Source organism: Streptomyces sp. NPDC001732 (assembly GCF_053596315.1).
This window is the reverse complement of record NZ_JBSFFY010000053.1, coordinates 34,053-47,567: the sequence shown is the minus strand read 5'-3', so window position 1 is coordinate 47,567 and position 13,515 is coordinate 34,053. Positions and strand designations below refer to the sequence as shown.

At 70.5% G+C, this 13,515-nt stretch carries 10 protein-coding genes and 1 pseudogene; 3 read left to right on the top strand and 8 right to left on the bottom strand.

All coding sequences use genetic code 11. From position 1 onward, the window contains the following. Positions 1–395: 395 nt before the first annotated feature. Entirely contained in the window at positions 396–1,559 is a 1,164-nt protein-coding gene (locus tag ACWCXX_RS31995; protein ID WP_451133368.1) for an ROK family transcriptional regulator, read from the bottom strand. A gap of 155 nt (positions 1,560–1,714) precedes the next feature. Here ACWCXX_RS31995 and ACWCXX_RS31990 point away from each other — a divergent pair, with 155 nt between their 5' ends. The 3 genes from ACWCXX_RS31990 to ACWCXX_RS31980 all read left to right on the top strand — a co-directional run bounded on the left by ACWCXX_RS31990 (position 1,715) and on the right by ACWCXX_RS31980 (position 5,661). After that, a complete protein-coding gene (locus ACWCXX_RS31990; RefSeq protein ID WP_451133366.1) occupies positions 1,715–4,297 on the top strand; it encodes a hypothetical protein in 2,583 nt (860 codons plus the stop codon). Positions 4,298–4,514: 217 nt separating this feature from the next. Continuing rightward, on the top strand, positions 4,515–4,715 hold the full coding sequence (locus tag ACWCXX_RS31985; RefSeq protein ID WP_451133364.1) for a hypothetical protein: 201 nt from the start codon (positions 4,515–4,517) through the stop codon (positions 4,713–4,715). A 4-nt stretch (positions 4,716–4,719) separates the two neighbouring features. Beyond that, positions 4,720–5,661: a GNAT family N-acetyltransferase gene (locus ACWCXX_RS31980; RefSeq protein WP_451133362.1), complete on the top strand. Its 942-nt coding sequence runs from the start codon at positions 4,720–4,722 to the stop codon at positions 5,659–5,661. Positions 5,662–6,425: 764 nt separating this feature from the next. On the opposite strand, the pseudogene ACWCXX_RS31975 reads toward ACWCXX_RS31980, so the two are convergent. The 7 genes and pseudogenes from ACWCXX_RS31975 to ACWCXX_RS31945 form a co-directional block, all read right to left on the bottom strand. Then, positions 6,426–6,635: pseudogene (locus ACWCXX_RS31975) on the bottom strand (transposase family protein); the annotation flags it as partial. Positions 6,636–6,803: 168 nt separating this feature from the next. Further along, on the bottom strand, positions 6,804–8,396 hold the full coding sequence (locus ACWCXX_RS31970) for a beta-N-acetylhexosaminidase (protein ID WP_451133360.1): 1,593 nt from the start codon (positions 8,394–8,396) through the stop codon (positions 6,804–6,806). Positions 8,397–8,410: 14 nt separating this feature from the next. After that, positions 8,411–10,054, bottom strand: a complete 1,644-nt coding sequence (locus ACWCXX_RS31965) for a DUF4127 family protein (RefSeq protein WP_451133358.1) — start codon at positions 10,052–10,054, stop codon at positions 8,411–8,413. Then, a complete protein-coding gene (locus tag ACWCXX_RS31960; RefSeq protein ID WP_451133356.1) occupies positions 10,054–10,752 on the bottom strand; it encodes an N-acetylmannosamine-6-phosphate 2-epimerase in 699 nt (232 codons plus the stop codon). The genes ACWCXX_RS31965 and ACWCXX_RS31960 overlap by 1 nt, the downstream gene beginning before the upstream one ends. Next, complete coding sequence (locus ACWCXX_RS31955) at positions 10,749–11,726, bottom strand: ROK family protein (protein ID WP_451133355.1); 978 nt, start codon at positions 11,724–11,726, stop codon at positions 10,749–10,751. The genes ACWCXX_RS31960 and ACWCXX_RS31955 overlap by 4 nt, the downstream gene beginning before the upstream one ends. Further along, positions 11,723–12,562: a carbohydrate ABC transporter permease gene (locus ACWCXX_RS31950; protein ID WP_356091146.1), complete on the bottom strand. Its 840-nt coding sequence runs from the start codon at positions 12,560–12,562 to the stop codon at positions 11,723–11,725. The genes ACWCXX_RS31955 and ACWCXX_RS31950 overlap by 4 nt, the downstream gene beginning before the upstream one ends. Beyond that, positions 12,552–13,514 (bottom strand): carbohydrate ABC transporter permease, encoded by a 963-nt coding sequence (locus tag ACWCXX_RS31945; protein ID WP_451133352.1) that lies wholly within the window; start codon positions 13,512–13,514, stop codon positions 12,552–12,554. Before ACWCXX_RS31945 ends, ACWCXX_RS31950 begins: the two co-directional genes overlap by 11 nt. Position 13,515: the final 1 nt, after the last annotated feature.

The following is a 13,515-nucleotide window of genomic DNA, read 5'->3' as shown; positions in this document are numbered from 1 at the left end:
CGCGGGTCGGCGACGGCGACGAGCTCGGCGCGCTCGGGGTGCGCCTTGATCCACTCGGCGTACGTCAGACCGCGGTTGCCGGCGCCGACGAGAGCCACGCGGACGGGCCGATCGGATATCGGAAGGTGCATGGACATTCCCAAGAGCTCCCTGGAGGTGAAGGAGAGGCACGCGACGGACAAGGCGTACGGTCGGGTCGGGAGGCGTCTCCCGCGGCGATGTCTGGACGCGGAGCCGTCAACGGTTATCGGGTGCGGAGGACTGACAGGGGCCGGCTGCCGATGCATACGGCGCTTACCGGGGCCGCCTGAAAGCCGGAAGGCGGACCGCGCAGTGGTCTCTGCGATCCGGAACACGGGCTGTCCGGGTCGATGACGGGGGTCCGGAACGGCCGTTCACGGGCGCGCCGCCGTGGGCCGCCGGTTGTGCGCGAGATACGTCGTCTCGACGTGCTCGACGGCTCGGCAGATCGCACCGAGCGCGACCCGGTCGTCGCCGAGCGAGGAGGGCTGGAGATCGGGGACCCGGATGCACAGCGGCTCCAGACGGTTACGGAGGCGGGGAAGCAGGACGTCGGCGGACTGGGCCAGTCCCCCGCCCAGCACGACCCGTTGCGGGTCGATGGTCAGCACCATGGCCGCGAGGCCGAGGGCCACGTCGCTGGCGTAACGGTCGACGGCGCGCACGGCGACGGGGTCGCCCCGGCGGGCGGCGGCCAGCACATGGGCGGCGGCGTTCCGCGGGGATACGTCGGACGGGACGGCGGGACAACACGCCAGGCGGGTGGCGGCGGTCGCCCAGGGGGTGACGGGGAAGCTGCCGATCTCGCCCGCCGCGCCGCCGTATCCCCGGTGCACCCGGCCGCCGATGATCAGCGCCGCGCTGAGGCCGAGACCTGCGTGGATGTAGACGGCGTCCTCGATGTCCCGTGCCGCACCGTGGCGTTGCTCGGCGAGTGCGGCCAGCCGGGTGTCGTTGTCCACCAGGACCGCCCCGGCGCAGCGTTCGTCCAGGTGCTCGGCGAGCCGTACACCGGTCCAGTCGGCGGCCGCTCCCGCGAGTACGACGTCTCCCTCCGGGCCGACGACGCCGGTGGTGCCGGCGCTGATCGTCCAGATCTGGTGGGCGTCGATTCCCGCGTCGTCCAGGCACTCGGTCATCACGTCGCCGATGACGGCAAGCCGGTCGGCGCGCCGGATGTCCGGCGGCACCGTTCGGCGGGCCGTGGTGACGACCGTGCCGCAGAGGTCGGCGAGCACGGCGAGGACGCTGTGGGCGCCGATGTCCAGCCCGAAGACGTAACCGGACTCGGCCCGGAAGCGGTAACGGCGGGCCGGCCGCCCCACCGCGCCGGGCGCGGGCGGGACTTCGGCCGCCCACCCCTGGTCGGTCAGCTCGGTGGCGAGGTCCTCCGCCGAGGCGCGGGAGAGACCGGTGAGCGTGGCCAGCTCGGTCAGCGTCACCGGCGCGCCGGCACTTCTCAGCGCCCGCAGCGCGCCGAACGCGTTGAGCCGACGCAGCTGCGCCAAGTCACCGCCGGCGGGTCGGGATGCGTCCATGTACTCCTCTTGACGTCGTTTCGGCCATAGGGATTAATCAGAGAGTCCACGAAAATATTGCGATGGTCAAGCGTCAGAAGGACGCCGATGTCGCTCAAGCTCGCGAACAAAACGCCCACTTATTTGGAAGACTCTCATAACTTGGAGGGACCACGGTGCCCCGAAAACGCCCTAGAGCACTCCTCATCCTGCTGCTCGCCCTGACCGTTCTGGTCACGGGTCCTGCACCCTTGGCCGCGGCCCGGGGAGGTGGCGGCACCAGTAAATCGGCACTGGACCGGACGTGGTTCGGCCCCGAGGCCGACCTCGGCGTCCAGCAGGAAACGGTCTCCATCAACGACGCCGTGGTGGGCACGGAGGACAGCCGGCCCACGATGTACGCGACGGTCTCCGCCGAGAACGCGATCTTCAACGTCATCGACATCCGGGACAACCGGCTGCTGCGCTCATTCACGCTGCCCGGCGTGCAGCAGTCCTGGCGGCATGCGATCGGCCCCGACGGCACCGTCTACATCGCCGCCATCACCGGCGGCCAGACGGGAGAGCTGTGGAGCTACAGTCCGGCCGACAAGGAAGTGCGCAAGCTCGGCACCGTTCCGGGCGAGAAGTCGCTGTGGTCGATGACCACGGACCCGGAGGGCAATGTCTGGATCGGCACCTTCCCCAACGGCAAGGTGTTCAGATACGACCCGCAGAGCAAGGACTTCCACGACTACGGGCAGATGGTGCCCGGCCAGCAGTACGTGCGCTCCATCGCCTACCACGACGGATCCGTCTACGCGGGCGTGGGCTCCGTCGGTGACGTCATCCGGCTCGACGCCGCCACCGGTACGAAGACGAAGATCTCCGACCAGGTCCCGGCGCTCCTCGAAGTGGAGCCCCAGGAGGTGCCCTTCGCCTACGACATGGCGGTCGTCGACGGCTGGCTGTTCGTCAAGTTCGCCGACCCGCAGATGAAGCTGCTCTTCTACGACCTCGACGCCGGCAAGTGGAGCGACAAGTCCGTCGGCAAGAACACGCCTTCCGACGCGGGGGTCTTCTCCTTCAACCAGCTTCAGGCGCGGGACGGAAAGGTGTACGTCACCAACAACCGCGAGCTGTACGAGATCGACACGGCGACGCTGGAGTCCCGCTCGACCGGAATCGCCTTCGGTACCTCGCTGCGCGGTGCCGCCTGGATACCGCTCAATGATCCGGACCTCCCCGGGACCTCGCTCGTCACCCTGCAGTCGGGCGGCAGGATCACCGCTTTCGACATCGCGTCACGGCGGAGCAAGGCGCTGCCCTCGGTTGTGCGGGGCGCGCCGAACCCGCTGCACAACCTGGAGGCGGCGCCGGACGGCACGCTGTTCATGAGCGGCTACCCCGGCGGCACCGGGTCCCGATTCGACCCGCGCACCGGCCGCACCACCCGCTTCCCGATGGGCCAGGCCGAGGGCATGGTGGGCCTGGGCGACACGATGTACTTCGGCATCTACCCCGGAGGCATCATCTCCTCGGCGAAGCTGGACGCGGCGACCCCGGCCGTCTCCGAGAAGTTCCGTCTCGGCTCCGGACAGGACCGGCCGTACGTGATGAAGGCCCACGACGGCAAGCTGCTCATCGGCTCCATCCCCGACTACGGAAAGCTCGGCGGTGCGCTGACCATCTACGACCCCGACACCGGGGAGAAGAAGACCTACCCCGACATCGTCCACAACCAGAGCGTCGCCGGGCTCGCCCAGCGCGGCGGACGGATCTACGGCTCCACCACCGTCCACGGCGGTCTGGGGACCGACGCCACTGAGTCCGAGGCCAAGATGTTCGTCTGGGAGGTCGCCGGCGAACGCAAGGTCAAGGAGTTCGCTCTCGACCTCCCCGGCCTCGACAGCCCGAAGATGATCAGCGGTCTCGGCTTCGGCCGCGACGGCCTGCTGTGGGGCGCGGCCGACGGATTCCTGTTCGCGATGGACCCGGACACCCTCCAGGTCGTCAAGTACAAGAACGTCTACCCCGAGGTGAAGAACTACGGCATGTGGCGGCCGGTCTACCTCCGCCGGGGCGCCGACGGCCTGCTGTACACCACCCTGGCCGGCAAGCTCACCGTTGTAGACCCCAAGACCATGGACCACGTGACACTCGGCGACTACGACGAGGAGGTCGCCTTCATGACCCTGGCCCGGGACGCCGACGGCCACGAGAACATCTACTTCCTCGGCAAGACGGCGGCGTCCCGGCTGCGGATGATCCCGGTGCGCCGCGGCCTGCCCGGCGCCGTGGCCGTCGGCAACGCCGGCTTCGAGGTGGCGTCGCTGGACGACGGCGCCGTCCCGGGGTGGCAGGGCGGTGGCAGTCTGTTCACCCTCTCCCAGGAGCGGGCGTACACCGGCAGACGCAGCATGAAGATCGTCGATGCGGCCCGGAGCGGCCCCGAGGCGTCGGCGGAGCTGACCAGTGAGCCGGTGCCGGCTGCTGCGGGGGCGTTCTACCGGGCCCGTGCCAAGGTATACATCGAGGACGGAAGCACCGACGATTCGGTGCTGCTGCTGAGCTTCCTCGACAGGGCCGGCCAGCCGGTCGGCCGGATGACGAGCGCACCGCTGCACAGCGCGGACCAGCGGCGCTGGATCGATGCGCAGGCCAGTGGTACGGCTCCGCCCGGTACGGCGTCGGTCCGCGTCTCGCTGTACTCGTCCGCGTGGAACCTCATGACCGGATACGTCGACGCGGTGAGCCTTCAGCAGACCAGGCGTAGGTGACACCCACGCTCGGACACCGGGCCACGGTATCTGTACGCCGTGGCCCGGTGTCGTCGATGCGGCGCTCAGCCCTCGCCGTCGAACTCGCACCGCACGGCATCACCGCCGACACCCTCGCACTCGGCACGGTCCGGACCCCGATCGACGGCGTTTCCCCTTCGACCGCGATGCGTTCGAGACGGCCTACCGGGAGCGTATTCCGCTTGGCTGCTACTCGGTGCCCGACGAAAACGTGGGCGCGCTGCTGCTCGCCTCGGACGCCGGGGCGTACACCAACGGGGTCCGGACCGTCGTGGACGGCGGAAGGCTCGCCGAACAGATGCACCGGATGCGCTTCATCTGCCCCGCCGCGTACGCGGCGTACGACGCTCAGCTCCGTCACCCGTTGGTGACCGGGTCAGCACAGAAGGAAACTTGACGCCATGACACACACCTTGCGCACCCTCGCCCCGGCCGACGAGGCAGCCGTGCACGCGCTATGGGCGCTCTGCTTCGACGCCCCGCACCTCCCGGCGCTGCACGCCCTGGACCCCGACCGCCACCGGCGGACCTTCGTGGCCGCGCGCGGTGACACGGTCGACGCCGTCGTCTGCTACGTGCCGCGACAGCTCCGCGACGCCCACGGCCGGGTCGAACGGGTGGGCGGTATCGGCAATGTCGCCACCCGCCCCGAGGCACGGGGTCGCGGCCTGATTCGCCGACTGCTCACCATGGCCGCCGAGGCCATGACCGCCGAGTCCTGCACATGGTCCCTGCTGTTCACGGCCACTCCCGGGGTCTACGAGCGCTCGGGCTGGACCGGCTTCCACACCTCCTGGACCGAGGGCCCGCTCACCGCTGTCGGCCCACCCGAGCCCCGCTTCCGCATCCGTGCCGCCACCCCGGCCGACGCCCCGCGGTTGGCAGAACTGCACGCCGGATTCAACGCCGCACGCCCACTCACCGCAGTGCGGACGGCCGACGACTGGATCCACCGCGTGCCCGCCTGGTACGGCCCCGGCGCCGAATGGCTCGTCGCCGAGGACAACGGGGGGACGGCGGTCGGCTACACCGTGACCCAGCACATCGGCGAGGCCGTCGAGGTCCGCGAGTGCGCGGTGACGGAAGCCGCACCGGCGGCCCTCGGTGAGTTGCTCGCTGCGGTGGCCCGCCGGGGCCGTGCGGCGGGCGCCGCAGTCGGCCGGGCCCACCTCCCCGAGGACCCGGCCGTCCGCGCTGCCCTGCCCCGGCTTCTCGCCCAGGACCAGGCCCGGGAGCGGACGCAGGCGGTGGGTATGGCCCGCCCGCTCCTTGCCCCGCCGGAGGCGATACGCGCCACGCTGCAGGCCACGGGAGCAACCCACTGGCATGGCGACTCGTTCTGAGCCAACAGTCCCAGGGCCCGATGTGTTTGCCTGCCGTCCACTCAGCAGGGCACGTCACCGGGACCTCGGCCAGAACCGGGCACACTTCGACCCGAGCCCCGTGGGTACAGTGCCTGTTTTCGCCCCCGGGTTTTGAGTGGCTTTGTGCCCTGGGCTGGTCGAGTGTCCGAGGACGCCGGGCAAGCTGCGGAGCGTGCGTGTGGACGAGATCCACCGGCTCAACCCCCGCACCACCAAGGGAGAACACGCCCTGGCCTTTAGCCGTCGGCGCTGCCTGAGGAACGTCGAGGTGTTCTCGCCGAAGAAGAGACAACTCCGGACCAGCAGGCCTGCGCCCCCGCAAACCCGCGCTCACACGGTCTCGCCCAATCCCGGATCTCCCCAAGCACACACCGCTCCCCGTACCTCGACTACACCCCCACGAAACGACAGCTGAGCGGGAGCGAGTCGAGGAACACGTCGGTTGCCGACTCACTCCCGGCGGGCAGCTACGCGGATCCGTTGATCCAGTCGGTTCGGTACGGCATCGTGTCCGTTCCCACCCGGAACTTCACGACCCATCCCTCAGGGATGTCGCCGGAGCCGTCAGGCGTCCCGAGGTCGTACTTGCACTCTGTGGGGCAGGTGAACTTGTCGGTGTCCCGCAGATTCAGTTTCGTGTCGTACACCCGCACGTCGACCACGACCTGGGCACTGTCCTCGAGCTGGTCCTTGACGGTCAGAACCTCGCCGTACGCGTGGAATTTTGTGTAGGAGAGCCGGATCACGTAGGCGTGAGCGGTGCCGACCGACACCCGGAAACCGACCGCGAGTTGGGTGAGGGTGTCATGCCGGCGCAGGTACGCGAGCGTCATCGGGGCCCGCCGCGAGGGACGGAGTTTGCAGCGGCGGTCACCCTCACGGATGACGATGAGCATCGTGACGCGCTCAACGAGTGCGTGCGGGAGGTCAAGTGCGGCAGGACAGGGCACCAACAGGGCTCCTGAGCCAGCCAGCTGAGACGTCGAACACCTCAACCAACGGCACAGGGCCCTGCCTGTCACGACCACTCCCGCCTTCACCCGTCCGGTGGCCGTACTGCTTGCCCCGCAGGGCGGGGGATCAGATCGTTGACCGCGGCGACATACAGCAGCGATCCCCGGTCACCGGGTCACCCCCCACGGCACCTCCACCGATCGGTGGTATCGCCACCCGAGCCCGGACCACCGCGGCGCGTGCGTGGCAAGCCGTACCCGGTATTCCTCCCATCCCCGCCCGTCGACCGGCGACCATCCGATCTCCGCGATGCCGGGGAGCCGCGGCAGCGTCATGTACTGCACCTCCTCGAACGTCGCCACCCGCTCCGTCCACAGCGCGGACTCGGCGCCGTGCACCTGGTTCTCGGCGACGCCGGGGATGTAGGTGGCCGGGTCCCAGGTGTAGCCGTCCTGGACGTCGGTGTAGCCGGCCCAGTCGTGCCCGTACGGCGTGTCGGCGTCGTACTTCATGTCGAAGTACGCCTTCTTGCTGGGCGAGAGGACGAGCTTGGCGCCCTGTGCCAGCGCGCCCTGTGCCTTTGCGGCGTTGGCCCAGAACTGGACGACGGTGCTGGGGGCGATGTCGGCGAGGCCGACCTCCTCCCAGCCGACCATCTGCTTGCCGAGGCCGTACACGGTCTGCTGGGCGCGGCTGATGAAGAAGCGGTAGTCCTCGGGTTTGGTCACCAGCGCCTCGTCGCCGCCGATGTGCAGGTAGGGGCCGGGGGTGAGGTCGGCGAGTTCGCCGAGTACGTCGCCGATGAACCGGTAGGTGAGGTCCTTGTCGATGCACAGCGAGTTGGGGATGCCTTTCTCGCCTGTGTAGAGCGGCGGTGCCACGCCGTCGCAGGTGAGTTCGGCGTAGCTGGCCTGGGCCGCGTTGACGTGGGCGGGCATGTCGATCTCGGGGATCACCATGATGTGGCGTTCCGCGGCGTGGCGGACGATGTCGGCGTACTCCCGTTGGGTGAAGTAGCCGCCGGGGCCGCCGCCGACCTCGGTGGAGCCGCCGTAGGTGGCCAGGCGGGGCCAGCTCTTGATCTCCAGGCGCCAGCCTTGGCTGTCGCTGAGGTGCAGGTGGAGGCGGTTGATCTTGTACAGAGCGAGGATGTCGATGTAGCTCTTCACCTCGTCGACGGTGAAGAAGTGCCGGGCCACGTCAAGCATCGCCCCGCGCCATGGGAACCTCGGGGCGTCGTCGATGTGCAGGGGGGAGATGGTCCACGGACCGGCGTGCGGGGTGGCGGACTCCGCTGCGGCGGGAAGCAACTGGCGCAGGGTCTGCGTCGCGTGGAAGAGGCCGGCCGGCTCGGCAGCGCGCAGGTGGACGCCGCCGTGGGTGACGTCGAGGCGGTAACCCTCGGCAGAGGCGGTCTCGTCGTCGGCGGCCAGGGTGATGGCCTGCGGGGCGGCGCCGGAGGTAACCACCGGGACGGCATAGCCCGTGGCCCGGCGCAGCCAGGTGGCGAGGTACTCGGCCGTGCGGCGGGCCTCGTGGGCCCGGTGGCGCACCACGACGGCGGTGTCGGCGGTGATCTCGAACGGCCGGCCGCCGGTCATCTGCAGCGAGCGGGGCCTGGGGATGAGCGCGGGCGCGGGCGGTGTGACGGGGGCGGTGCGGGCGGGGGCCGCGGCGGCGGTGGAGGTGAGGTGGGCGGCACCGGCGAGGCCGACGGCGCCGGCGAGAAGGATGCTGCGGCGACGGGGGTTGTGCTGCATCGTTCGTTCTCCTCTCAGGCCAGGGTGAGGCGGGGTTCGAGGGTCACCTCGAAGAGGCGGTCCCAGGGCAGTTCGATGTGGATGTCACTGACGTCGGCGAGCTCGGCGGTGCGGGTGGTCGCGCCGCGGCGGCCGAGGAGGAGGTGGTGGCCGGCGAAGTGGTCGGTGAAGTACTGGCGGGTCACCGGGGCGAGGCGGTCTTGGACCCAGCCGTCGAAGAACGATTTCTGCTCAGCCGTCAGGTTCAAAGGGTTCCACCCCTTGGACCTGGCCTCCGCGTAGGCGGCCTTCTGGGTGACGTTCTTCCAGTGGTCGTCCTTGACGAACCGGTAGAGCAGGTACTCCGCGTGCGCCCGGCCCGGCCCGGTCAGCGCCGGTACCCCCAGTCCGCTGGTCGAGCGGCGCAGGAACGCCCAGCGGGCGGTGGCATGGGCCAGGGCCAGACCGAGGGCATTGCCGCCGGTGTTCCAGCCGGAGTACGACAGCAGCGCGGCCAGGTCGACCCGCTGTTCCAACTCGGCCACCAGGTCGTGGTCGGCGCGGTTGACGAAGACCGGGTCCACCACGACGACCGACTCCCCGGCCGCCGTCAGCCCGGCGGCCCGGCGGGCGAACACGGCGAGGTCGGCCGCCCGCCGACTCTCGCTCGCCGAAGGGGTGTTGACCATGAGCACCAGGTCGGCGCGGCCGTTGACGACGGTGCCGCCGACGGACTTCACGTGCCGGCGGATGTTCTCCGCGAACGGGATGCCCTCAAGGTCCGCCGTCCACTGCTCGCCGGAGATCCCGGCGTACTCCACCCGGTAGGTGGGCGCGGTGCCCGCGGCGATCAGCCGGGCGACCAGCAGGGCGTCCACCTCGTCCGCGCCGGGGAAGACCTCGACCCGCCGGCCGACCCCCAGTTGATCGACCAGCTTCTCGAGCTCGACGCGTTCGGCGCGGGCCAGGCCCACCGGGGCAGTGTCGTCCTCGGAGAGCACCAGATGGCTGATGGTGCCGTCGGCGACCCACTCGACCATCTGCCGGTTGACCTCATGGTTGCGGGCCCGCGCCGTCAGGTAGTCGTCGACCACCGCGTCCGGGATGGCGGCCCGGACCGCCTCGAGCCGGGGCCGCAGCTCTTCCTGGCCGAGGTTCTCCACCTGGTCGTACAGCTTGGCCCACTCGACCAGCAAAGCCACGTACTGTTCGAGGTCGGGATTGCCGGGGGTCAGCGCGAGGCGCTGGATGGTGTCGTGGACCACGATCTGCGCGCCCGGCCGGGCGGCCCGCAGCGCAGGGATCGCCGCGACGTTGGCCCGCGCCGACTCCAGGGTGGGCGTGCCGGTGCGGGAGGCGATCAGGCCGCCGTAGGCGAGCATGCTCACCGAGATCACGTACTCGTCGGCGCCGACCGAGCCCAGCCAGCGGGCGACGGCCGCGCCGTCCCCGGGCTGGAAGAACCGGCCGAGGGCCTTGCGCGGCGGCAGTGCGAGGTCGACGCCGGCGACGGCGGCGGTCATGGTCGGGCAGTAGACGTTGACGGGCCGGTCGTCGAGAGGGACGAGGGCGATCCGGCGGCTCGGACGTGAGGCCGCGGTGGCGGCCTGCGGGGTGAGGCCCACCAGCGGGGCGGCCAGGACGGCGGCTGCGGCGGTAAGGACTGTACGTCTTCTCATCAGGGGTGCTCTCCGTTCGCGTCGGCGTGAGCAGGAGCTGTCCGGGCCAACTCCCTGGTCAGGTACAGGGGTGAGGTGATGGCGTTGCCCACCACCACGGCGTGTGCCCCTGCGGCGTAGGCACGTCGCAGGTCGTCCGGGGTGCGGTAGCGGCCCTCGGCGAGCACCGGCACGGCCAGCCGCGTGGCCAGGCGTTCCAGCAGGCCGAGGTCGGGCCCCGGGGTCTTCGGGGCGTGCGGGGTGTAGCCGGAGAGCGTGGTGGCGACGGCGTCGGCGCCTGCGTCGGCTGCGGCGTGTCCCTCCGCCTCGGTGGACACGTCCGCCAGGACGAGGGCGCCGGCGGCGTGCACGGCGGCGACGACGGCCGCGAACGGCTCGGGCCGCGGCCGGTCGGTGGCGTCGATGGCGACCAGGTGCGCCCCGGCCTGCGCAACGGCTCGGGCGTGCCTGCTGGTCGGCGTGATCGTCACCGGTCCGGGGCCGTCCTTCCACAGGCCGATGACCGGCACGTCCACGGCCGCCCGCACGGCGGCGATGTGGTCGGGGGCGTTGGCACGGATGCCTGCCGCGCCGCCGAGGACCGCGGCGGCGGCGACCCTTGCCTGCACGGATGCGTCGCGCATCGGGTCGGCGGGTTCGTCCGGCAGCGGCTGGCAGGAGACCACCAGGCCGCCGCGGAGGGTGTCGAGAACGTTCACTGGGGCTCCGTCTCGGTGGTGTGCGGGAAGGTGACCGACGAGGGTCGGCTGCTGGTGCCGGTCGGCCCGGAATCGGTCGGCAGGCGCGTGGCCCGCCGGATCATCGCCGCCCTGGCCGCGCCGACGGCGACCGCTGCGGCACCGAGCGCGGCCGGGACCAGCCTCACGTCGGCGTGGACCGGTAGTCGCTCGGCGGCGTAGGCGCTGCGGGTGTGCGGCAGCAGTGCTTCACTGGCGCCTCCGGCCAGCACCACCGTCTGCGGGTCGAGCAGCGCCACCAGGCCGGCGAGGGTCCGGCCGAGGGCGTGGCCGGCGGTGGCGAGGACCTCCGCGGCGGCTGCGTCGCCGGCGGCGCAGCGGGCGGCGACCTCACGGCCGGTGACGTCCGCCCCGGTGCGCAGCCGGTAGGCGCGGGCGAGCCCGGTGCCGGAGGCCACGCCCTCCAGGTGTCCGGTGCGCCCGCAGCCGCAGGTCAGCTCGTCGGCGTCCGGCGCCGGAAGATGGGCCATCTCTCCGGCGCCGCCGCGCGCCCCGTGGTCGACGGCGCCGTCGCGGACCAGGCCGCCGCCGAGGCCGGTGCCGACCGCGACCAGCAGCACATGCGCGTGACCGCGGGCGGCCCCGGCCCAGCTCTCGCCGAGGGCGGCGGCGTTGACGTCGTTGTCCACCACGACGGGCCGGCCGATGCGCTGGGCCAGCGCCTCCGCCACCGGGGTGCCGGCCCAGCCGGGCAGGGAGTCGGTGGCGTACCGGACGACGCCGGTGGCCGGATCGATGACGCCCGCGGCGCCGACGCCGACCGGACCGGTGCCGCCGAGTCGCCGGGCCAGGTCGGCGGCGGTCCGCAGCACCGCGTCCGGGCCCTGCGCGGCCGGGGTGTCGGCTCGCGCCTGGTCGAGCACGGCGCCGTCGGGTCCGACGAGGGCGGCCAGCGTCTTGGTGCCGCCGATGTCGATGCCGAGTGTGGCGTTCACTTCAGCCCCGTATGGGCGAGGCCCTCGATGAACTGCTTCTGGGCGATGACGAACACAACCAGCACAGGGATCGCGGTCAGCGACGCCGCGGCGAGCTGGACGTTCCACATGGGCCCGCCGTAGGAGTCCATGTACTGGGTGAGTGCCTGCGGCAGGGTGAACTTCTCCGGCGAGGAGAGGTACACCACCGGTTCCAGGTAGAGGTTCCAGCTCTGCAGGAAGGTGAAGATCCCGACGGCGCCGAGCGCCGGCCTGGCCAGCGGCAGGGCGATCCGCCAGAACGTGCCGAAGTAGCCGATGCCGTCGATCCGGGCGGCCTCCTCCAGTTCATGGGGCAGGCTGATGAAGAACTGCCGCATGATGAACGTGGCCAGGACGCTCGGCGCGCCGAAGATCGGCACCAGGATCAGCGGCCAGTGGGTGTTGATCAGGCCGAGGTCGTTGAACATCTGGAAGAGCGGGACGATGGTGACCTCGCTCGGGATGAGCAGGCCCACCAGTACCACCAGGAACAGCACGTTCTGGCCGCGGAACTTGATGCGGGCGAAGGCGTACCCGGCGAGCGAGGACACGATCATCGTCCCCACCGTCACCAGCGCGGCGATGTAGACGCTGTTGACGTACTGCTGGACGAACGGGCGCCCGTCGAAGACCTCCCGGTAGGCCGAAACCGTCGGGTTGGTCGGTATGAGCTGTGGCGGGTAGGAGAAGATGTCGCTGATGGGTTTGAACGACGACGTCACCATCCACCAGGTCGGGAAGACGAAGGGGATCGCGAGCACGCAGAGCAGGCCGTACAGGGCGACTCGGGCGCGCAGCGGGATTTTACGATTCATAGAAGACCCACCTCTTACGCAACTGCCACTGGAACACGGTGAGCGCCAGCACGATCAGCAGCAGCAGGATGGACAGGGTTGCGCCATAGCCGAAGTGATGGAACTGGAAGGCCTGCTGATAGAGGTAGTAGACGAGCACGGTGGTGGACAGCTTCGGGCCGCCCTGGGTGAGCACCGCGATCTGCGCGAACACCTGGAGCGAACCCACAATGGTGATCACCGACGTCAGCAGGATCGTCGGGCTGATCAGCGGCAGGGTGATGGACCTGAACCGGGTCCACGCGCCCGCACCGTCGACCCGTGCCGCCTCGTACAGCTCCTTGGGCACGCCCTGGAGCGCGGCCAGGAACAGCACCATGTTCAGGCCGACGTTCTTGAACACCTGCACGACGATGACCGAGAACATGGCGGAGCCCTCGCCGCGCAGCCAGTTGGGTCCGTCGATGCCGACGGTGCGCAGCAGGGCGTTGATGCCGCCGTCCGCCTGGAGCAGGAAGCCCCACACGATGGTCCAGGCGACCAGCGATACCACGACGGGAGAGAAGAACAGCGTGCGGAACACCGTCATCCCGCGCAGCTTCTGGTTGAGCAGGACGGCGAGCAAGAGGGCCAGGCAGAGGTTGAGCACCACCAGGCCGACCGAGAACAGGGCCGTGGACTTCAGCACCTGGGGCAGGTTGGCGTCGTCCAGCAGCTTGGTGTAGTTGTCGCCGCCGGTGTAGTGGAAGTCGCCGGCCAGCACGTTCCACTCGTGCAGGCTGAACCGGACGACCAGGGCGATGGGCAGCAGCACGAACACGACGCTGCCGAGGAGTTGGGGGGAGACGAACGCGAGACCGGCGAGCTGGTCGCGTCGGCGCCGGGTCCAGAACGGACGTCGCGTCGGCTGCCCCGCGGTTGCGGACCCGCTCTTGGGCGGGTCCGCAACCGCTGTTCGCGGGGAGACGGACATG

Bases quoted from the DNA above. Each gene is read 5' to 3' on its own strand.
- ACWCXX_RS31995 (WP_451133368.1), bottom strand. From the start codon at position 1,559: ATGGACGCATCCCGACCCGCCGGCGGTGACTTGGCGCAGCTGCGTCGG.
- ACWCXX_RS31980 (WP_451133362.1), top strand. From the start codon at position 4,720: ATGACACACACCTTGCGCACCCTCGCCCCGGCCGACGAGGCAGCCGTG.
- ACWCXX_RS31970 (WP_451133360.1), bottom strand. From the start codon at position 8,396: ATGCAGCACAACCCCCGTCGCCGCAGCATCCTTCTCGCCGGCGCCGTC.
- ACWCXX_RS31965 (WP_451133358.1), bottom strand. From the start codon at position 10,054: ATGAGAAGACGTACAGTCCTTACCGCCGCAGCCGCCGTCCTGGCCGCC.
- ACWCXX_RS31950 (WP_356091146.1), bottom strand. From the start codon at position 12,562: ATGAATCGTAAAATCCCGCTGCGCGCCCGAGTCGCCCTGTACGGCCTG.
- ACWCXX_RS31945 (WP_451133352.1), bottom strand. From the start codon at position 13,514: ATGTCCGTCTCCCCGCGAACAGCGGTTGCGGACCCGCCCAAGAGCGGG.